This is a genomic window from Pseudoalteromonas sp. TB25, from assembly GCF_000497995.1.
In the GTDB taxonomy this organism is placed as follows: domain Bacteria; phylum Pseudomonadota; class Gammaproteobacteria; order Enterobacterales; family Alteromonadaceae; genus Pseudoalteromonas; species Pseudoalteromonas distincta.
In genome coordinates this window covers 1-20,042 of record NZ_AUTI01000289.1, presented here as the reverse complement: position 1 = coordinate 20,042, position 20,042 = coordinate 1, and the positions used below count along the sequence as shown (strand labels likewise).

General features: G+C 38.1%; 19 protein-coding genes. 10 read left to right on the top strand and 9 right to left on the bottom strand.

What is annotated here, in order from left to right; translation table 11 throughout:
- From L652_RS0110300 to bcsR, 3 genes are all read right to left on the bottom strand, one after another.
- Positions 1-1,273: IS4 family transposase (locus L652_RS0110300; RefSeq protein WP_024603372.1), on the bottom strand; the 1,273-nt coding region annotated here is incomplete at its 3' end.
- Between the two features lie 586 nt (positions 1,274-1,859).
- The gene (gene bcsQ, locus L652_RS0110290) at positions 1,860-2,576 is read right to left on the bottom strand and encodes a cellulose biosynthesis protein BcsQ (RefSeq protein WP_024596635.1); all 717 of its coding nucleotides are present in this window, start codon (positions 2,574-2,576) and stop codon (positions 1,860-1,862) included.
- 32 nt (positions 2,577-2,608) lie between these two features.
- Complete coding sequence (bcsR, locus tag L652_RS0110285) at positions 2,609-2,788, bottom strand: BcsR/BcsP family cellulose biosynthesis protein (protein ID WP_002958211.1); 180 nt, start codon at positions 2,786-2,788, stop codon at positions 2,609-2,611.
- A gap of 114 nt (positions 2,789-2,902) precedes the next feature.
- Between bcsR and bcsE the strand changes: the two genes are divergently transcribed.
- The 3 genes from bcsE (at position 2,903) to tyrR (ending at position 8,020) form a co-directional block, all read left to right on the top strand.
- Positions 2,903-4,525 (top strand): cellulose biosynthesis protein BcsE, encoded by a 1,623-nt coding sequence (gene bcsE, locus L652_RS0110280; RefSeq protein ID WP_024596634.1) that lies wholly within the window; start codon positions 2,903-2,905, stop codon positions 4,523-4,525.
- Between the two features lie 169 nt (positions 4,526-4,694).
- Positions 4,695-6,275: a cellulose biosynthesis protein BcsG gene (gene bcsG, locus L652_RS0110270; RefSeq protein WP_024596633.1), complete on the top strand. Its 1,581-nt coding sequence runs from the start codon at positions 4,695-4,697 to the stop codon at positions 6,273-6,275.
- Positions 6,276-6,463: 188 nt separating this feature from the next.
- A complete protein-coding gene (tyrR, locus tag L652_RS0110265) occupies positions 6,464-8,020 on the top strand; it encodes a transcriptional regulator TyrR (RefSeq protein ID WP_002958215.1) in 1,557 nt (518 codons plus the stop codon).
- Between the two features lie 28 nt (positions 8,021-8,048).
- Here the strand turns inward: tyrR and L652_RS0110260 are convergent, their stop codons facing one another.
- Positions 8,049-8,543 carry a hypothetical protein gene (locus L652_RS0110260; RefSeq protein ID WP_024596632.1) on the bottom strand — a complete coding sequence of 165 codons (495 nt, stop codon included), beginning with the start codon at positions 8,541-8,543 and terminating at the stop codon, positions 8,049-8,051.
- A gap of 106 nt (positions 8,544-8,649) precedes the next feature.
- Here L652_RS0110260 and L652_RS0110255 point away from each other — a divergent pair, with 106 nt between their 5' ends.
- Positions 8,650-9,189, top strand: coding sequence for a thioesterase family protein (locus L652_RS0110255; RefSeq protein ID WP_024596631.1), 540 nt, complete (start codon positions 8,650-8,652; stop codon positions 9,187-9,189).
- Between the two features lie 82 nt (positions 9,190-9,271).
- Here L652_RS0110255 and L652_RS0110250 read toward each other — a convergent pair whose 3' ends face one another.
- Together L652_RS0110250 and L652_RS0110245 are read right to left on the bottom strand one after the other, a co-directional pair.
- Entirely contained in the window at positions 9,272-9,925 is a 654-nt protein-coding gene (locus tag L652_RS0110250; protein WP_024596630.1) for an OmpW family outer membrane protein, read from the bottom strand.
- 412 nt (positions 9,926-10,337) lie between these two features.
- The gene (locus tag L652_RS0110245; protein ID WP_024596629.1) at positions 10,338-12,044 is read right to left on the bottom strand and encodes a lysophospholipid acyltransferase family protein; all 1,707 of its coding nucleotides are present in this window, start codon (positions 12,042-12,044) and stop codon (positions 10,338-10,340) included.
- 129 nt (positions 12,045-12,173) lie between these two features.
- On the opposite strand from L652_RS0110245, the gene L652_RS0110240 reads away from it, so the two are divergent.
- Positions 12,174-13,094, top strand: coding sequence for a glyoxylate/hydroxypyruvate reductase A (locus L652_RS0110240; RefSeq protein WP_024596628.1), 921 nt, complete (start codon positions 12,174-12,176; stop codon positions 13,092-13,094).
- Between the two features lie 96 nt (positions 13,095-13,190).
- Positions 13,191-13,337, top strand: a complete 147-nt coding sequence (locus L652_RS1000000125125; protein WP_002958221.1) for a hypothetical protein — start codon at positions 13,191-13,193, stop codon at positions 13,335-13,337.
- Between the two features lie 194 nt (positions 13,338-13,531).
- Here L652_RS1000000125125 and L652_RS0110230 read toward each other — a convergent pair whose 3' ends face one another.
- Together L652_RS0110230 and L652_RS0110225 are read right to left on the bottom strand one after the other, a co-directional pair.
- Entirely contained in the window at positions 13,532-13,777 is a 246-nt protein-coding gene (locus tag L652_RS0110230) for a hypothetical protein (protein WP_002958222.1), read from the bottom strand.
- Positions 13,778-13,883: 106 nt separating this feature from the next.
- The gene (locus tag L652_RS0110225; RefSeq protein ID WP_024596627.1) at positions 13,884-14,327 is read right to left on the bottom strand and encodes a hypothetical protein; all 444 of its coding nucleotides are present in this window, start codon (positions 14,325-14,327) and stop codon (positions 13,884-13,886) included.
- Between the two features lie 113 nt (positions 14,328-14,440).
- Between L652_RS0110225 and L652_RS0110220 the strand changes: the two genes are divergently transcribed.
- Complete coding sequence (locus tag L652_RS0110220) at positions 14,441-14,824, top strand: response regulator (RefSeq protein WP_002958224.1); 384 nt, start codon at positions 14,441-14,443, stop codon at positions 14,822-14,824.
- Positions 14,825-14,932: 108 nt separating this feature from the next.
- On the opposite strand, the gene rpsT is transcribed toward L652_RS0110220, so the two are convergent.
- The gene (gene rpsT / locus L652_RS0110215; RefSeq protein ID WP_002958225.1) at positions 14,933-15,193 is read right to left on the bottom strand and encodes a 30S ribosomal protein S20; all 261 of its coding nucleotides are present in this window, start codon (positions 15,191-15,193) and stop codon (positions 14,933-14,935) included.
- 253 nt (positions 15,194-15,446) lie between these two features.
- Between rpsT and murJ the strand changes: the two genes are divergently transcribed.
- The 3 genes from murJ to ileS form a co-directional block, all read left to right on the top strand.
- Positions 15,447-17,027 carry a murein biosynthesis integral membrane protein MurJ gene (gene murJ, locus L652_RS0110210; RefSeq protein ID WP_024596626.1) on the top strand — a complete coding sequence of 527 codons (1,581 nt, stop codon included), beginning with the start codon at positions 15,447-15,449 and terminating at the stop codon, positions 17,025-17,027.
- A gap of 84 nt (positions 17,028-17,111) precedes the next feature.
- Complete coding sequence (gene ribF / locus L652_RS0110205) at positions 17,112-18,062, top strand: bifunctional riboflavin kinase/FAD synthetase (RefSeq protein ID WP_024596625.1); 951 nt, start codon at positions 17,112-17,114, stop codon at positions 18,060-18,062.
- A 5-nt stretch (positions 18,063-18,067) separates the two neighbouring features.
- A partial coding sequence (gene ileS, locus L652_RS0110200; protein WP_024596624.1) for an isoleucine--tRNA ligase occupies positions 18,068-20,042 on the top strand: 1,975 nt, incomplete at its 3' end.

Here is a 20,042-nt window from a genome sequence, read left to right as displayed (position 1 = left end):
TGCGCTTGGTATCTTTCCAGCCTCCTAACTTTGCCAGTTCCTGATACGCCCATGACATATTTGGAGCAGTTTCAGGCAATGGTGTTTTTATTCTCTTTAACCACAATAACTTCCATGCTTTGGGAGATAACAGTTGTTCACAACTTGGAGAATCAGGCTGCTCATTGGTGAACTTTAGTTGCAATATTCGCGTCGCAATAAAGCCATTAATCGTCACCAATCTTTCCATGTTATCTTGGCTTTGAAGGCGTAAACTTTCGATATCCGTACCATCACTTTTCCAGACTTTATGGTATTCCTCTACAAGCCAACGGTGCTCATAGTAGGTGATGATAGCTAAGGCGTCTTCTTTGCTGGTGACTGGTTCACTGGTTAATAGGTGCCAGCTTAAGCCATTCTTAGCGTTTCCTCGCTCTGTACAGCCGACATAGTAAACTGGGAGGGAGTGTCCTTTCTTATTGTAAGGCGCTTTGAGTGTCACTGGCGCATAGGTGATATCCAGTGTTGCGCTTCGGGCTTTTCTTCCTCCTTTTTGTGCAATGTGGATGTGTTTGGTGCCTGCACTCATCAGCTCGCTTGCAAACGCATAGAGCTTATCCTCACCTTCTTCAATATGACGACTTTGCATCGAGCGTACGACGAATCGTTGCTGCTCGGTCAGTTTATACTGCAAGTATTCGTAGATGTCCGCTTCGCGGTCACACACCGATATCACGTTCGCCATTTGTCCTTGCAGCCGCTCTGCCATCGCTCGTGACGCTGACTCCCACTTGTAACTTTCTTTTTCTTCGTAAGAAGTCGTCGCGTGTTTTTCTCTTTTTCCAATCGTGTTGATATCACGACTCCAGCGAGACTGTTCAATTAATCCCACAACTTGCTTTGTGTCTGGCGCAAACAGTAATACGCTATGAGCTAACAAGCCTCGTTGTTTTGCTCCTCGTCCGACATGACCCAAATCATCTCGAATGGAGGAATGTTTATAAATTAGTGTGGTCGTGTCTTCTAATGCGAGCAACAAGTTATGACTTTTTGCTTGTTCAACCGTGGCTTTAAAGCCTGACTCTGCTATAGCCGTTGCGCCAATATTCTCGTTGCGAATAAAGCGGTAGGCACCTTCCATATCGCCGGGGGATTGAGTGATGTTTACAAGTGGTTTTCCTGGTTCATTTGCAAGCGTTGATGCTAACTTTACCAGACGCGCTGTTCTTCTTGGATCACCTAAGTCCGATTTACCGAATTGTTGTTTTGCCCAATGAGTATGTTCGTTAATCATAATGTGCCCTCAAACAAGATTTGAAGATCTGATCATGACATTGAGATTTAGTTCAAAAAAATCCCCGCTAATTTCTTAGCAGGGATTTGTGTATAAGAGACAGCTTTTTTTAGGGCCTTTTTTGTTTTTTGATAGTAGGCGCTTTAATAATCTACCTAGCTTTAAATCAAACCAACGTAATTGCCTTAAAAGGTAGCTAACGCCGTCATAAAAATAATTAACAGCATCTTCTTTTACAGAACTAGATTTAAGCTGGTTTTTAAAAAACACTAAAAAAACACTTTGTATAATAAAGCGTAATATATTTGAGTAAATGTAGGCTCGGTAAGGCAACCTTAAATGAGGGTAGTAGTCATAAAGGGTATATTCAAAGCTGATTTTGTGCTTTTTAATATTTATAAACAGTGAGCTTAAAAGCGTAATAAAAGGCATTATAAAAGCTTCAATAACATTTACTTTATGTTGATTAAAGTAGCTATGAAACTTAAATAAAATGTACCGGACTAACTTATCAGTAAATAAAATGCTCAGCAGCAAGTATAAAGTGCTGTGAATAGGACGCTGATAAAATAATGTAATGCTCATTTTATAAGGTCGCTTTACTAACTAGCCAACCAGCTAGTGTTTCAAAGTCATCGTTTGCGACACTATATGGCGCGCAATTAAGCGCTACATTTCTGTATGCGGTTGACTCTTTAATAACTTCGTCACTGTTGATAAAAAACGGAGCCATAAGAGGGAGAGTAGATTGCCAAAGAGAAAACAAGTCAAATTCTAGCGTAGATGCAGAATTATAGCGGTTAACTAAAAAGTAATGCTTCCAATCAGTATCTGAATTTTTGAGTGTTTGTAGGCGTCTATAAATTAAGCTGTGACAAATAGCGTCGCAATTAACCAGTTCAATTACAATATCGTTTTTTTCTAACGGATAGTGGGGAAGGTTAATATGTGCAGGGCAGTCAAAAATTACCCACGCTTCTTGGCTATAATTTAGGTTTTTGCATCTATTTACCATTTTAGTGGTGTTATCGATGCTAGTATCAGTGCTGTCACCATATGGTAAAAATATAATGCCATCGTCATCTTGATGAAAATGCACAAGTGCATCTTCAAAGCTCGCTTCATTACTCCAGCCTTTGGTATACTTCCATGGCAAGCCAAAATGTAAACCTAGGTCACTTTTTGCATCTAGATCGATTGCAATAACGTCAACATCAGACTTTTTTAGCACGCACGCTAAATTTGCAACCACAGAGGTAGTGCCTAAACCGCCTTTGATACCTTTAACGAAAACTCTTTGCAACGGAAGTTTTACCTATCTTTAATTGAACTAACTTATGTGTTTAGTTCGTTGTTTATTTCTTTAAGTAATGCGTACTTATTAATTGTATTATTATTTTGCTGTTTGTTTACAATTTCTATGTAGTCATCACTCTTTCCACCAAAACGTAGTGCAAGGTTTTCTATGTCACTTGATGTTAACGTTTGTGAGTTTTTAGGCGTCAAGTTATTCATTCTTCCCTTTACAGTTACTTTAATTATTTTGATTAAAAGTGGACAATATTTGGCTATTATATATAGAATAACGGTTAAAACTAGTAAAAAAGTATTTTTTATAGGGCGTTTTAAGTGCATAACTTTAACATAACGGGATTAGAGCCTGCTGCAAAAGAGTTAAAATCGGCTTCAAGTTATGCTGTTTTAGCCCCTTTAGACAATTTTGTAATCGAATTGGCGTTACATTCAATTAACCAAAGCTTGGTTAATGATATATATATAGTTTCCCAAGAGGTTGAATCATTTTTTGATTCTTCTTTTTCTGCATCGTTAAATTATGCTTATAAGCATAATAGAGTACACCCTTTTTCGTTGGCCTCAGAAACACAGAATCATTCTATAGAGAAAATTAATTCAGGTATTATAAAAGAAATAAGTGCTTATAAACGCCTAAACAAAGCGCTTATTTTTGTTCATTTTCATACAGCACAGTTAAGCAGTACTGACGAGAAAAGCTTAGAGCTGATGATGAGGCGGTACAACGATTTTGTTCGTAGTACGGGAGCTACATTATTATTTTTAATTTCGGGACCTGATATTGCAAATTATCGCTTTTTATTTAGACGATTAAACAATGTATTTGATGGGCTGGTATTTGTTGATAACGACTCTGCGGTTCGAGTACTTGAATATGATTATTGGCGTCACAGTAGGGGGGTTATTGCTGGTGAACATTACCAATTATTATTAAGTGGTAATCAGTTTGTTGTTCAAACTGGAACGGCAAGCGAAAGTAAAACACTTAAACAGTCAGAGTTTGCCGATGAAGACGATGTTTGGCTTGTGCCAAGTGCTGTGCCCGAAGGTACTAAGTTACCGATGCATTATAAAAGCGTAAAAGATAATAATGATTTATTTAATAAAGGCCCAAAAGTAGAAGCAGCCACCTTAATTTTTGCAGTAACGCGTTACACCGATTTGGCGCTATTGGGTAAGCAGTGTTTTGAACTTAGAAAAAACTGCGGACGATGGTTAAAGCTTGTTATTCAAAATGTTGATGGTGTTATTCGCCATCAAGATGAGTGCTTATTTTTAACCTTGGGTGTAAATCTAATTTTGTATAGCTTTTCAGAGCCTTCGCGTTTGCTTTCACAAGTGCAATCTATTCAAGGTTTTAAGTTTTCAAGGCCTTTACCTTCCTCAGTTGAGGATGTTTTGAAATACACTGAAAATACCTTTTCGAAAGGATATTTACCTTTCATCGAGTTTACGAAACAAGTAGAAATTCATAGTGACTCAGCCGTTAATTTAGGTGTTAGTGGTGTGCTAGTGAAACTTGAGCTACTACCAAGAATTGACCCTATTCATCCTTTGCATTTATTTCATATTAAGCGCGAAGGTGATGTATTTAGCATTGCAGATAATACAGTTTATTTATATTTGCATGCTTGTAGAGAAAATGACGTTGATAATGCAATTAAGCATTTGTTTAAATTAAAAACGAGTGATTTTTTTGTACAGCAAAATATAATTTCTGACCACTTTTACATTCAACAAGAATGTAAACAGTTAAGGCGATTTTATAAAGGTAAGAGTGTTGTAGATTTCTCGCAAAAACTTGCTGAGAATGATAGCTATAAATTTGCACCTGATATAGCAAACAGCGTTACTGAAAATATTAACACCCCAGAATTTTCTAGTAAAAGCCGCCCAGATGCTAAGCCTTTTATAATGAAACTAAGAGATAACTTATGAGTATGAATCAGCTTTTAATTACCGTGTTTCTTGCAATGGTGCTTGGCGCGGTGCTTTGTATGCTAGGCAAATACATTTTATCTCAAATAACAAAATATTATTATAAGCTTACTTTTAAACATGAAGTACTAGAGCCTTATACACCAAATACAGTAAAAAAGGATAAGCAGTGAAATTATCAGGTTTAGGGGTTTGGAACCTTTATTTTTTAGTTAAGTTTGCTCTGTTTTATTACGGTGCAATTGATTTTAACGTACTAACTAATGCCGCTTTTGCTTCATTGCTTGCGATTAAATTTAAACAGCCATTAATAGAGAAGGCAAAACATATAGTAGGTGCTGTGTTTGCAGTGGTATTACTTTATCAAGACTCATGGTTGCCACCAATAAACAGGTTGACTAAACAAGCAGGTAACGTTCAAGATTTTAGTTTTGGTTACTTTATCGAGCTATTAACCCGAGTTATTAGCGTTGATATGTTGTTGGCTTTGTTCGTAATTAGTGTGTGTTTTTGGTATACATCGCAATGGATACGCTTTACCACTGTGACTATTGTTGGGCTGTTAATTGTAGGGTGGCAAGGAGATAACTCTCAATCACAATTCGTTAATAATGTGGCAAACCCTGAACCGGTTACTCAAAATCAGAGTAATCCTCAAACGCAAGTGATCACTCAGGCAGCGCAATCTCCTGATCAAAAATTAGCTGATTTTTACCAACAACAAAGCTTACTAATGAGCCACTTTCCAAACCAAGTGAATGGTGAGCTGTTTGATTTAATTATTTTGAACATATGCTCAATGGCTGTTGCTGATTTAAATGCTATTGGTGTAAGTGTTACTGATATGTATAAAGACTTTGATGTGGTGTTTTCAGACTTTAACTCGGCTACGTCATACAGTGGACCCGCTGCGGTAAGACTGCTGCGCGCTAGTTGTGGGCAAACGAGTCAAACAGCATTATTTAAAGAGGCACCTGAACAATGTCACTTGTTTAAAAACCTAGAGAAACTAGGTTATCAAAACAATGTTGTGATGAATCACGACGGACATTTTGATGAGTTTAAAGGTTTAATAAATAAGTACGGTGGCCTAGATAGTACGCCATTTAATATAGATTCAATGCCAGTGGCGCTACGAGGCTTTGATAATAGTCCTATTTACTCAGATGAAGCTGTGCTGGATGGTTGGTTAGAGCAAGCTGAAGATTGTAAGCCGTGTGCGATGTACTACAACACCACAAGTTTACATGATGGTAATCAGCTAGAGAATCAACCAAGGGTTAATAGTAAAGAGACATACCCAATCAGACATAAAAACTTGTTTGCTGATATTAACCAATTTGTAAAAAAATTAGAAAAACGCGGTCGCAACGTTATGTTAATGATAGTGCCTGAACACGGCGCTAATTTAAAAGGTGACAAAGTACAGTTTGCAGGTTTACGTGAAATCCCAAGCCCAGCAATTGTGTCGGTACCTGTAGCAATTAAATTTATAGGCCCAGACGTACAAAACTATTCGCAAATTGTGGTTGATGATTCAACAAGTTACTTTGCGCTTTCAGAGCTGGTAAGTAAGGCGCTGCAAACTGATGTATTTGGTGGGAATAATAGTGTTGCTAATTTGCTTGAAAACCTACCCACAGCACCTAAGGTTGCTGAAAACGAAGGCACAATAATGATGTATGTTAACCAAAGACCACTTATACAATTAGATGGTGGTGATTGGTCTGCTTACCCACAAGGTAAGTAGTCACATAATAAGATTTAACAAACAGCACTGGTATAGTTAAATATCAGTGCTGTTTTTCTTCGTTTAATTGCATTTCAACTTATCGCTTTCGCAGTCTGTTTCGTCCAAAAATGTTTACAATAAGCTACCTTCTCAAAGCGACTTAGCGTATTATTCGGCTAATATAGTTTTTCCTTCTTTGAGGATGTATGCGTCTAGATATTCACTGTGCTGATCGAATTGGTATTGCTCAAGAAATCCTTAATATATTAGTTAACTACAGCGTTGATTTAAAAGGAATCGAAGTCGATTCTGTAAATTGTCGTATGTACGTTAGTTTTCCCGAAATAGAATTTGAACAATTTCAAAAAATTATGCCATCGATACGTTTAATCGACGGCGTACATGACGTGCGTACCACTGCATTTTTACCATCTGAGCGTGAACACAACGAATTAAATACTTTGCTACGTGCATTGCCTGATGGCGTTATCTCTATTGATGCTAAAGGTTGGGTACGCTTATGCAACGATGCAGCATGTAAGGACCTACAGTTAATTGAAAAAGAAGTTATTGGTGCAAATATTAATAACTTACTTAAAGGGTTTAACTTTACACGTTGGCTAGAAGGTAAAGAAGTGCTCGGGCAAACCACACGCGTTGAAGTGGCGGGTGAGGATTTTATTGCAGATATTTTACCAATTGCAGTCCCTCAAGGTAGTGAAGGTGATGTGCTTGCGGGTGCGGTTATTAACATTAAATCGCAAAGCCGCTTAGGGCAGCAGGTCAGTGCATTTAGACGCTACGGGCAAGAAAGCTTTGCGACTATTCATAACTTTAGTACGGCAATGCGCCGAGTTGTGCGCGAAGCACGCAAAATGGCGCAACTAGAAGCCCCTATTTTGATTACTGGTGAAACTGGCACAGGTAAAGAGTTATTAGCTCGCGCGTGTCATTACGCATCTAATCGCTCTGTTAAGCCTTTTATTGCGCTGTCGTGTGCTTCACTTCCTGATGATGTTGCTGAGTCTGAATTATTTGGTTATGCCGGGTACGAAGAAAACGCAGCGCCAAAGCGTGGTGTATTAGAGCAAGCTGATGGTGGAACTGTATTTTTAGATGAAGTTGGCGAAATGTCGACTCAACTACAAACTAAGTTACTGCGTTTTTTACAAGATGGTACGTTTAGAAAAGTAGGCGATGAGAACGAAGTTAAAGTAAATGTACGTATTGTTGCCGCTACTCAAAAAGACTTACCTGCAATGGTACAAGAAGGGGTTTTTAGAGAAGACTTATATTACCGTATAAACGTGCTTACTTTAGAAATAGCGCCACTAAGAGATAGAAAAGCAGATGTAGGACCACTTGCAGAGCATTTTATTCAAAAATATGCGCAACAAAATGGTCATGCAATTCCTGTTTTATCACAAGAGTGTTTAAGCTTTTTACAAGAGTATCCCTGGCCTGGAAATGTACGTCAGCTGGAAAATGCAATTTACCGTGCAGTGTCGTTACTAGATGATAGCGAGCTTCGCGTAGAGCATTTGCAGTTACCAACTTTTACTCATGATTTAGGGTATTTAGAGTCTGATTTTGAAGGCTCACTAGATCAAGCTGTTAAACGTTTTGAAGCGACTTTACTTCGCAAACTCTACCCTGCTTACCCAAGCTCACGTCAGTTAGCTAAGCGATTGGGCCTAAGTCACACCGCTGTAGCTAATAAGTTACGTGATTACGGGATTAATCGAAAAACAGTAAAAGTGTAATTGACTTAAAGAAATTAAAATATGGGGACTAATTTTTAGTGCCCATATTTTTTGTTACCCCATCAATTGCAATCGTCTCAATACCTTCTTCGTTAAAGTTCATTACGATACTGGCGTTATTACGAGTGAAAAAATAGCTACGGCCATTTAGCTCAATAACATAGTCACCTTTTACCGGATCGCTAAACTGCTGCTTTTTTAGAGTGACTGTATGTTCGCCAATTTGCCATTCAAACTCCTCAATAAACCCGTTATTAAATTCTTGAACCCATACTTGGCTGTCATCTTTTGAAAGCGTGATGGCGACAGAGTAAGAGCTAGGAATTTGCTCCATATTGTAACTTTTAGATCCAATAGTGAATTTCTCAGCTTTTTGCTGCCATTCAAAACCAAATTTAAATTCTTTAACTACACCGGTAGGGTAAGTTACTGAGCCTTTACCTGGTAACGAGAAATCGGCAAAAGCATTGTAGCTAGGGACTAATAGGGCCAGTGCAGCGATAATTTTTAGTTTTGATTTCATTAGCTATCTTTTTTATTGTAATAATGATTTAAGATTAAAGTAGAATATTCGTCTTCGCAAGGGGCTATGCTACACTCGAATAAATTTAACTGGTAAGACCTTTATTGTGAACTTATATATTCGACTTTTATTATTATTTTTCAAAATTAAACGCAATAAGCAATATCAAAATCTACTTGATACAGTAGATATTGATTACAAAGCTTTGCCGACTGATTGTGATATTAATCTACATTTAACGAACTCACGCTATCTTGCGATGATGGATTTATCTCGCACGTGGATGACGGAGCGTGTTGGCTTACTAAAGCAAATAATGAAGCGTCGTTGGTTTCCGATTGTTAACGCAACTGCTATTACTTATATCCGCGATATTAAACCTATGCAGCGATATACAATAAGTACTAAGTTAGTTGGCTGGGATCATAAATACTTTTATATTGAGCAAAAGTTTCACTCAGAGCGAGGCTTACATGCTATTGCTTATGTACGCGGTGTATTTAAAAGTAAAAAGGGTATTATAAGTATTGAAGAAATGCTTGAAGTTGCTGGTTTTGATGGGCAAACACCTATATTGCCAAGTGAAGTAATGCACTGGAAAGAAATGTTAGAGCAGAAAAAGTTAAGTAACCTGCCAAATCGCTAATACCCTACAAATGAGAAAAAAGGCCTTTCGGCCTTTTAACACACATTGTAATTGGGTAACTATGTACTACTTCATATATGCTTTAAAAGCTGTACCTAACACCAAACATAGCCACAACAGGGTCAAGCTCAACAGTTGATGTAAGCGATTTTGCACCATTAGCATAAACAGTGGCATCGGTATCAATATCCATAATTGATACCATAGCGTGTAAACCCCAGTTTTTATCAATTTTATAGTTAGCACCTACCTGAGCCATAAAGCCAAACGAATCATCTAACTTTACTTCTACATCGTCTGTTCCTAGTGTTGCTTTAAGTGCTTGAGAGGGTTGCTCATCAAAAAATGTAGTGTAGTTTATGCCTACGCCTATAAAAGGTCTTAGCGCATAGCTTGTATCTAAAAAGTGGTATTGTGCAACCAATGACGGTGGAAGTTGTTTTATATCTGCAATTTTGTTGCCTGCTAAGCCGTCTGCGCCATTTACATCGTGTGAAAACGGTGTTGCTGCTATCAGCTCTAACACCCATTGATCGTTAAATGCATAATCTACGGTGATACCTAGTTGAGTATCTGAATCACCTTTAAGGCCTAGCGTAGGTGCTTCATTAATCGCTGAGCTACTGTTATCAGGGTTTACGTTAATAGCGCCAACATTTACGCTAAAGTTAGCGTGTGCAGCTGGAGAGAGTGCTAATAAAGAGGTTAATAATGCGATGCTAATTTGAGTTTTCATGTTGTTCTCCAAGAACTACTGTTTGATTGGCGCTATTATTACCGAGCAATAAATATGAAAACCTGTTCTAGATCAAAGTTTAAAAAGCATTTGAAGCTTATAAAATATTTTATTGATTTAGATTAATTTTAGTGTCGTTATGCTTTTGTAAAGATTGACATATTTATTTAATTAACAGTCACATGAATATATTAAGGCAGGCACTGCCTTGCCATAATCTCGTGTTTAACCAAGGGCCTTAATAAACAAGAAAATATGTTTTTAGCAGGGTTCAAAAAATAATTAAAACAGCCGACACTTAAAAAAGTATTGGAAGACTTAAGTGCGATTGAGTCGGTTTGTATAATGAAATATAAACCGAGTATTTTATAATGCATAAAATACTCGGTGCACTGACTTTACTTATCAATAGTTATTCTAAATAACGTTTAGCTTTGTTTTCTTTCACACTTTTAAGATCGACTAATACCAATCCATCAATACAATTATTAAAATCGGGATCAATGCTAAAGCTTAAAAATTGTACACCGCCAGGGTTGCAAAGCTCAGTATATTGTTTAAATAAAGTAGGGACTTGAGCGCCCATATTAGCTAACACATGTTTTAACTCTACAAAATCTTCTTTAACATCGTTTCCATTAAAAAGAATATTGCATTGAGTTAGCTGTTGCTCAGTTAATTTAAGCTCATTATTAGGCGTAGCTAGTTCTATACTGCTTTTATAATAATGTTGATAGTAATAAACGAGCATGGCTTTGGCTTGCTCAGGTAGAGCGTTGGACACGCTTACAGCCCCAAATAAATATCTATACTGTGGGTAGTTTTTTATAAAAGCACCAATACCGTACCATAAATAGTCGAGACTCTTACGTCCCCAATACTTAGGTTGTACAAAACTTCGACCAAGCTCAATACCTTGGTGCAGATAGGGCGTCATAGCGTCGGTGTAAGAAAATAAACTATCGGTATATAAACCTTCACGTCCATGTTTTTGTATTATCTGTTGTGCGCAGGCTAATCGATAAGCACCTACTAGCTCTAGCTGCATAGGGTCCCACAGTACAAGGTGTTGGTAATCCATATCGTATTTATCTATATCACGACGCTTACCGCTTCCTTCACCTACTGCTCTAAATGCAATTTCTCTGAGGCGTCCCAACTCTCTAAAAATAGGTGAACTACCTACATATTGATATAAATGAATGTGCATGCCATCGTGTGTTTTACCCAGAAGCTGACATTGCTCAATTGCTCTTTTTAGTTCTTTTCTACACTCGGGCACAGCAATAGGTGTTTGTGTTTTTAGCGGCAGTGTTTTTTTAGTTGTAAGCCTATAAAGCTGCTTACGTATGAGGTTTACAATTTCTTTATCTTTAAGGTTTTCTATCAAGTAGGACTCAGGAGGGATAGAAGCACCAATTTCAAACTCTAAAGATTTTTGGCGCTGCTTAAACATTTCGGCCACTAATAGTAAACTTGCCAAAGGTTTATAAATCATTGATGTACCATAAAAAAGCGGACTATTTTTGGCTTTAATAAAAATAGGTAAAATGGGGCAGTTGGCTTTTTTTGCCATACGTAAAAAACCGCTATTCCATTTGCAATCCTTAATACCGGTTGGTCCTAGGCGCGACACTTCCCCTGCAGGAAATATAAGTAAGGCACCTCCACCTTTTAAATGGTTTTGTATATTACTAAGCTCTTGCTTTTTACTCATACCAGATAAGTTATCAACAGGGAGTAAAAGAGAATGCATTGCGCTGACCGACATTAACATGCGGTTTGCGACTACTTTTAAATCCTGCCTTACTGTAGAGAGTACTTTGATAAGTGCTAAAGCATCTAGTGAACCAATAGGGTGGTTAGCAACAATAACAAGTTTACCCTCGTTAGGAATATGTTCTATCTGCTTAGGTTTATAGCGCGTATCAAAATTGAGTTCATCAAGTACTTGCTCAACAAATTCTAATCCTTGTAGGTGAGGGTACGTATTACCAAAGGTGATAAACTCTTGTTCATGCAATAAGTAACCTAAGCCCTTTTTTACTAAACCTTTTACTTTTGGAGAGTTCTCTAGTTGTGGTAAGTTTGCTGCAATTACTTTATCAACACTTATCATATTAACCTCATATTCCGTTTGGTCTATTCGCTATACATGTAAGATTAAAAAAAGGGTGTGACAGTTACTTTGCAGTAGTGTGACTTTTTAAAGTACTAAATTATAAACTGTGAATTGCTAGGAGAATTTATGTCGGTATTGGTGGCTATAACGGGGCGCAACAACGAAAAGCTAATAACGAAGTTACAAGAGCGATTACCAAATACATTGATAGAGCAATGGCCTGATTGCAAAAACGCAAATAATGTGGATTTTGTACTTGCGTGGAATGCTCCTGAGTCTCTGTGGCCGCAGCTGCCTAACTTAAAAGCTGTGTCGTCATTTGGTGCAGGCGTAGACAGTATCGATTTAACATTACTCGACGAAAGTGTCGAAGTAGTACGTATTGTTGACATGCAACTAGCTGAAGATATGGCGGAATATGTACTTACACATGTCTTAGCTCAAAAATTACGCTTAAAAGAGTATTACACTAAACAAACACAGCAAACATGGAAGCCAAAACGAGCTTTTAGTAATAAACATGTTGGTATACTTGGATTTGGCGAATTAGGTAAAGCATGTGCGCAAAAACTTGTAACTAATGGTTTTAAAGTAAGTGCCTGGGCGCAAAGTAATAAAAACACGACTAATGTCGAGGTTTATTATGGCGATGAAGGACTTAGCGATATGCTTTCTGACGTTGACTACCTTGTATGTCTATTACCCCTTACGCAAGCAACTACAGGCATTATTAATCACTCAATGCTCGCTAAGCTACCTTCACATGCTGTTGTTATTAATGTGGCACGTGGCGCTCATGTGGTTGAGCAAGATTTATTAAATGCATTAAATAGCGATAGCTTACGCGCTGCTACCTTGGATGTTTTTGACCAAGAACCTTTAACGCAGAACCACCCTTACTGGGGAAATCCCAAAATAACACTTACACCACATTGTGCAGCGCTATCTGATTTAAATAGCGTTATAGACCAAATAGCCGATAATATTGAACGTTTGAATAAGGGCTTAGCACTCAATAATTCAGTGGATAGAACAAAAGGTTATTAGCTGATAGCTAATTAGTTTAAAAAACAGCTTGTTAACATTTGTAATTTTCATTAGTGTAAAAGATGTTCTCACTAATAAAAATATAAAGAGGGTGTTATGAAATCCAGTCAAAGTGGGGCTAAATTAAGCCTCGTTGTTATTTCAATTATCGTGCTAGGTGTTTCAGCTTGGTTTAATCAGGCTAACGCTGAAGATAGTCCATCTAAAACACAAACCCAAAGTGAATTAACAATAGCAGATTAACCTAGCTTATTAGGTATTTTCGGTTTTCGTCTTTCTTCTCGTTTCTCTCAACAGTACATGCTCAGCACCATTATTGTAGTGGTGCTTTAGTGGCGTTTAATATTGTCCTGATGCAACGTGTTTCTAATATTTTAAAAATTCGCAATAAAAAAGCCCAGCAATGCTGGGCTATTAAATATTCTAAGGAAAAGTTGTTAACTTTGGGTTACATTAAATTGCCCGAATGTATAAACTTTAAACAAGTAAAAAGTGTTGATCAACACTAAACTCATATTTGAAATAACGCTCGACGACATAAGATCTAGGCTAAATGATAAGAACAATAAACCACATGCACTAATGGCGGCAACGCGCAGCAGTGTTATCTGGTTAATAAAGAATGCACCTAAACCTAGTGCAAGTAGTGTAGTATTTAAAAGCCAATCTAGCTCGTTTAGCATGGTCGTTTCAATAGTTCAGTTGTTGAAAAAAGGAGCGCCATTATGTTGATCTTTTGCACACCTTTCAACCAAGTAATTTTAAATTTTCAGATTAGTTTTTTTAATGCTAAAAGTAACTGCCAATTGCCGAAAACAAACCATTGTCAGCAATTACTTGATACTTTTGACAGCTCTGTGGTTTTTGTAAATCACTGCATAAATAAAGGGATTCACGGCTAGAATCATAGTTGGGATGCAAGTTGGAATCAATTAAAGTAGCTCCGTAACCTAAAAGTCCAGGCCAGTAAACACTTTCACTTACCATCCCTAATTTTTTATAGGTGAGCAAGGTTGGTTTTGGAAAAGCTAAAATTATTACAATAACAATGGCCAGAGATATAAATAGCCCCTTTTTTGACTTTGTTTTTTGGCTAGTGCCATTGTTTATGTTTGTTTTTTCCTCTACGGGTATAGAGCGCTGAGTAGGGCGTTGCGGCTTTCTTTTTTGCGCTGTTTTTTTTCTTGTTGGTGCTTTACCTAGCAACGACTGTTTATTTGGGGTTTTAGACATAAAGCAAATCTGGCCTTTTTTCCGTAGGTCTCTATAATTAAATGAGCAAATTTATATACTAAGCTAATTATTATGATAACTTAAAGTTAGCTTATAGCCTACGAGGAATAAAGATGAATACGCAGCTATCAATTTTAATTGTAGATGACGTTAGCACAGTGCGTAGTTTTTTGAGCCAAACGCTCATGCACTTAGGGATAGATAACGTAAAGGAAGCATCTACTGCCTCACAATGTATTAGTGAGTGCCAGGCTGCAAATTATAATATCATTTTTTTAGACATAGAACTGCCGGACGGCGATGGCAAAGATTTGATTGCACAAATCAATGAATTAAGCCCTGAGACAAATGTTGTAATGGTATCTGCACATTCAGGTATTGAAAATGTTAAGGATGCAATTGATAAAGGCGCTAAAGGATTTGTAGTGAAGCCGTTTACACCTAAAAAAATAGCGGCAATGCTTAAGAAGTTTTATCCAGACTTGGAAAATGTATGACACTAATCTGTTTAAATATTTATGTCGACTGTTATTAAAGTACGAGTTTAAATCTTAGATAAAAAAAAACCGGCAAAAGCCGGTTTTTTATATTCTATCAAAAACAAATTATAGAGCTTTAATCTTAGCTGCTATACGGCTCTTATGACGAGCTGCTTTGTTTTTGTGAATTAGACCCTTAGTTGCGTAACGGTCTAGGATAGGTGTAGCAACAGAAAAAGCTTGCTGTGCAGCTTCTTTATCGCCCGCTTCAATAGCAACAATTACTTTTTTGAAGTAAGTGCGCATCATTGAACGACGGCTTGCGTTGTGCTGACGGTTTTTTTCGCTTGTGATAGCGCGTTTTTTTGCAGACTTGATGTTAGCCAAGGTTTGCTCCTAACAATCTTAAAATAAAGCTTAAATTAAAGGCCGTGGAATATGCCTGTTTCTATCATGGATGTCAATTTAAATTTAACAATCCAAGAAAAACTGCACCATATAACGAGCATCAATTTGCCGCTTTAGCAGTTAATATAGACATTGTAACAAAGCACAGACCCCCAGCCTAGTGCTTTAAAGCGATTTATAAAAAAGGCTGTGGCATAATCGCCTATCTTGAGGATTTTTGAGTAGGTTTAAGGTGTCAAAAGGTTTATTTCGCTCTGGTATGATTGTTAGTTGTATGACTATGATATCGCGTATTTTAGGGCTCGTTCGAGATGCTGTCGTTGCCAATTTATTAGGCGCAAGTGCAGCGGCTGATGTTTTTTTATTTGCTAACCGTATTCCTAATTTTTTACGCCGTTTATTTGCAGAAGGTGCCTTCGCACAAGCATTCGTACCTGTGCTAAGTGAAATTAAAGAACAGCAAGGAGACGACAAAGTCAGACTTTTTGTTGCACAAGCAGCAGGCACCTTAGGAACCATTTTGCTAATTGTCACTATTATAGGTGTTGTTGCTTCCCCTGTTATTGCAGCATTATTTGGTACCGGTTGGTTTATAGATTGGTGGCAAGGCGGACCTAATGCCGAAAAATTTGAACTTGCAAGTTCACTACTTAAACTTACATTCCCTTATTTATTTTTTGTAAGCTTAGTTGCACTTAGTGGTGCGGTTATGAATGTGTATAACCGTTTCGCTGTTGCTGCATTTACACCAGTTTTGCTTAATGTTTCTATTATTACGTGTGCAATTTTTTTACATGATAAATTTTCAGTAGGTGCTTATGCACTTGCCATAGGTGTATTTGTCGGTGGTGTAGTGCAGCTACTATTTCAACTACCGTTCTTGTATCGCGCTAAAATGTTGGCGCGTCCGCGCTGGGCATGGCAAGACGAAAACGTAAAAAAAGTACGAAAACTTATGCTACCGGCTTTGTTTGGTGTCTCTATTAGTCAAATTAATCTGTTGCTCGATACCATGATTGCGTCATTACTGATGACGGGTTCAATTGCGTGGCTTTATTATTCAGACCGCTTAATTGAATTTCCGCTGGGATTATTTGGTATTGGTATTGCGACGGTTATTTTACCGGCGCTTTCTAAACTACATAGCAGTAAAAAAAGTAGCGACTTTCAGCATACTCTCGATTGGGGAGTTCGTTTTGTTATATTTTTAGGCCTACCAGCAATGGTAGGTTTGATGATCATCAGCCCACTTATTATTACCGTGTTGTTCGACCACGGTGCATTTAAAGAAGACAGTATTGATCATGTCAAAGCTGTAAGCTTAGGCGTAGTCGCATATTCGGTCGGTCTTGTAAGCTTTATGCTAATAAAAGTACTCGCTCCTGGCTTTTATGCTCGTCAAGATACAAAAACACCGGTGCGTATTGGTATTATTACCTTAGTACTTAATATGGTGTTTAACATTATGCTGGCTCCTTTCATTGGTTATTTAGGGTTGGCACTTGCTACTTCGTTATCGGCTAGCTGCAATGCATTTTTATTATACAGACAGCTTAAAAAAGAAAATGTATACCAGTTCTCATCAATGAGTATGCGTTTTACACTTAAATGTGTTGTTGCAAGTATTTTTATGGGAGCTGTCACATGGTTTGTGAGCAGTTACTATTATTGGGCTACATGGGCCTTTACACAGCAAGTAATATTATTAGTAGCGCTAGTGGCTTTGGCAGGTATTAGCTACTTTGCAATGCTATTTGTGATGGGCGTTAGACTAAATACGATAAAAAGTGTAGCAATTACTGAATCAAACTAAAAAAAAGATTATAATCGGCAACTCTGCGGCTTTAATCATTTTTTAGCCGTAATTAATAGCTCGCTAAACAAGGCATTAGGTGGCATGGAGTTAATTAGAGGTATACACAATATTCGCCCACACCATTTTGGTTGTGTGTTAACTATTGGTAATTTTGACGGCGTTCATTTAGGCCACGCAGAAGTATTAAAAGGTTTACTTAGCGATGCTAAAGCGCATAGTTTGCCTAGCACTGTAATGCTGTTTGAACCCCAGCCACAAGAGTTTTTTGCTAAAAACAATGCCCCTGCACGGTTAACGCGCTTACGAGATAAGTTACGTTTATTGAGTGATTTAGGTATTGAGCGAGTTATTTGCATTAGCTTTAATCAGCAATTTGCAAACATGCATGCTGAGCAATTCGTTAATGAGATTTTGATTAAAAAGTTAGGTGTTAAAGCACTTACTGTTGGTGATGATTTTAAGTTTGGAAAGCAACGCCAAGGTAACTTTCACTTACTTGCTAGCATGGGTAAGCAAGCGGGCATGGATGTAAAAAGCACCGCGAGCTTTCGTCAATTAAATGCTAGAGTAAGCAGCACTTTAATACGAGATGCTTTAGCATCCGGTGACTTAGCGAGTGCTAAAATAATGCTTGGTCACGATTATGCTATTTCTGGGCGTGTTATACATGGCTGGAAAAGAGGACGTGAACTCGGTTTTAGAACGGCAAATATAGCCCTAAAACGCCAAGTGTGTCCTGTCAACGGAGTGTTTGCAGTGCAAGCAACGATTGCAGGAAAACAGATTTTTGGAGTTGCAAATGTAGGTAATAAGCCGACATTTAATGGAACTCGTGCATTATTAGAAGTTCACCTTTTTGATTTTGCACAGGATATTTACGGACAATTTATGCATGTGGAGTTAATAGAAAAACTTCGCGATGAGAAAAAATTCGAGACATTAACACAATTAACGGCGCAAATAGCAACTGATGTTGCTGCCGCTAAGCAGTGTTTTGGTTTAAATCAGGTAGCCGATAGAGACGGAATGTAGGATAAATGAGCGACTATAAACATACTTTGAACTTACCGGAAACACCGTTTCCAATGCGTGGCAATTTGGCACAACGTGAACCAAAAATGCTTAAAGCATGGTATGAGGACGACCTTTATGGTCAAATTCGCAGCGCTAAGAAAGGTAAAAAAACCTTTATTTTGCATGACGGCCCTCCGTATGCAAATGGCGATATCCATTTAGGCCACTCAGTTAATAAAATATTAAAAGATATTATTGTTAAGTCTAAAACATTATCTGACTTTGATTCACCATTAGTTCCAGGTTGGGATTGTCATGGTTTACCAATCGAGTTAATGGTTGAGAAAAAAGTAGGCAAGCCGGGTGTAAAAGTTACTGCGAGTGAGTTTCGTGAAAAATGCCGTGCATACGCTAAAAAACAAGTTGAAGGTCAAAAAGTTGATTTTAAACGTTTAGGCGTATTTGCAGATTGGGATAAGCCATATTTAACAATGAACTTTGACTTTGAAGCGAATGCAATTCGTGTGCTTGGTCGAATTATTGAAAAAGGTCATTTGCATAAAGGCGCCAAGCCTGTGCATTGGTGTACAGACTGTGGCTCTGCATTAGCAGAAGCAGAAGTTGAATACCAAGATAAGCAGTCTCCAGCAATCGATGTGCGTTTTACATTTGTTGATCAAGATGCTGTTGTTAGTGCATTTGATCTGGCTGATGGCCATAAAGGTGAAGGCAGTGTTGGTACTGTTATTTGGACAACAACACCGTGGACGCTTCCTGCAAACCGCGCTGTGGCTGTGCATGCCGATTTAGAGTATGCGTTAGTACAGGTTGAAGATGAAGGCGTACAACAACGTCTAATTTTAGGTTCTGAGCTTGTTAAAGATGCTATGGACCGTTTTGGTTTTAATCACTTTCACGTACTAGGGTATGTAAAAGGTGCAGCGCTTGAAAACTTGCAAGTAGCCCATCCTTTTTATGATTTTAATGTACCAGTGATTGTTGCAGAACACGTAACTACTGATTCAGGTACTGGTGTTGTACATACCGCCCCAGGCCATGGTCAAGAAGATTTCGTGGCAGGCTTAAATTACAACCTTGAAGTGGCTAACCCTGTTGGTGCAAATGGTGTTTATTTACCAGATACCGAACTTTTTGCAGGTCAGCACGTATTTAAGGCGAATGCGAGCGTAATTGAAGTGTTAAAAGAGCGTGGTGCGCTTATGCATCACCATGCGCTTACGCATAGTTACCCACATTGTTGGCGCCACAAAACACCAATCATTTTCCGTGCTACACCGCAGTGGTTTGTAAGTATGGATCAGGCTAACTTACGTCAAGATTCTCTTGCTGAGATTAAAAACACGCAGTGGTTACCAGAGTGGGGCGAAAGCCGTATTTCTAACATGGTTGAAAGCCGCCCAGATTGGTGTATTTCTCGCCAGCGTACTTGGGGCGTTCCTATTGCATTGTTCGTTGATAAAGACACCGGTGCACTTCACCCAAATACACAAGAGTTAATTGCTCAAGCAGCAGAGCTTGTTGAAAAGTCTGGTATACAAGCATGGTACGATTTAGAACCAGCTACTTTACTTGGTGAAGAAGACGCCAAGCAATACATGAAAGTGCAAGATACGCTAGATGTATGGTTTGACTCAGGTGTGTCACACGCTTGTGTAGTAGATGCACGTGAAGACTTGGTTGGTCCAGCTGACTTATACCTTGAAGGTTCTGATCAGCACCGTGGTTGGTTTATGTCATCAATGATGACATCAGTTGCTATTAATGGTCATGCACCATATAAGCAAGTGCTTACGCATGGTTTTACCGTTGATGAAAACAGCCGTAAAATGTCTAAGTCACTAGGTAATGTTATCTCTCCGCAAAATGTGATGAATAAACTAGGTGCTGACATTTTACGCTTATGGGTTGCTTCTACCGATTACACGGCAGAAATGACTGTGTCGGATGAAATATTTAAACGCTCAGCCGATCGTTACC

What these genes read in the sequence shown, in the direction of transcription:
- bcsR (WP_002958211.1), bottom strand. Translation starts at nt 2,788, where the DNA reads ATGAATAACTTGACGCCTAAAAACTCACAAACGTTAACATCAAGTGAC.
- L652_RS0110230 (WP_002958222.1), bottom strand. Translation starts at nt 13,777, where the DNA reads ATGCTAAACGAGCTAGATTGGCTTTTAAATACTACACTACTTGCACTA.
- L652_RS0110245 (WP_024596629.1), bottom strand. Translation starts at nt 12,044, where the DNA reads ATGATAAGTGTTGATAAAGTAATTGCAGCAAACTTACCACAACTAGAG.
- L652_RS0110250 (WP_024596630.1), bottom strand. Translation starts at nt 9,925, where the DNA reads ATGAAAACTCAAATTAGCATCGCATTATTAACCTCTTTATTAGCACTC.
- L652_RS0110220 (WP_002958224.1), top strand. Translation starts at nt 14,441, where the DNA reads ATGAATACGCAGCTATCAATTTTAATTGTAGATGACGTTAGCACAGTG.
- L652_RS0110240 (WP_024596628.1), top strand. Translation starts at nt 12,174, where the DNA reads ATGTCGGTATTGGTGGCTATAACGGGGCGCAACAACGAAAAGCTAATA.
- L652_RS0110225 (WP_024596627.1), bottom strand. Translation starts at nt 14,327, where the DNA reads ATGTCTAAAACCCCAAATAAACAGTCGTTGCTAGGTAAAGCACCAACA.
- L652_RS0110260 (WP_024596632.1), bottom strand. Translation starts at nt 8,543, where the DNA reads ATGAAATCAAAACTAAAAATTATCGCTGCACTGGCCCTATTAGTCCCT.
- ribF (WP_024596625.1), top strand. Translation starts at nt 17,112, where the DNA reads ATGGAGTTAATTAGAGGTATACACAATATTCGCCCACACCATTTTGGT.
- tyrR (WP_002958215.1), top strand. Translation starts at nt 6,464, where the DNA reads ATGCGTCTAGATATTCACTGTGCTGATCGAATTGGTATTGCTCAAGAA.
- L652_RS1000000125125 (WP_002958221.1), top strand. Translation starts at nt 13,191, where the DNA reads ATGAAATCCAGTCAAAGTGGGGCTAAATTAAGCCTCGTTGTTATTTCA.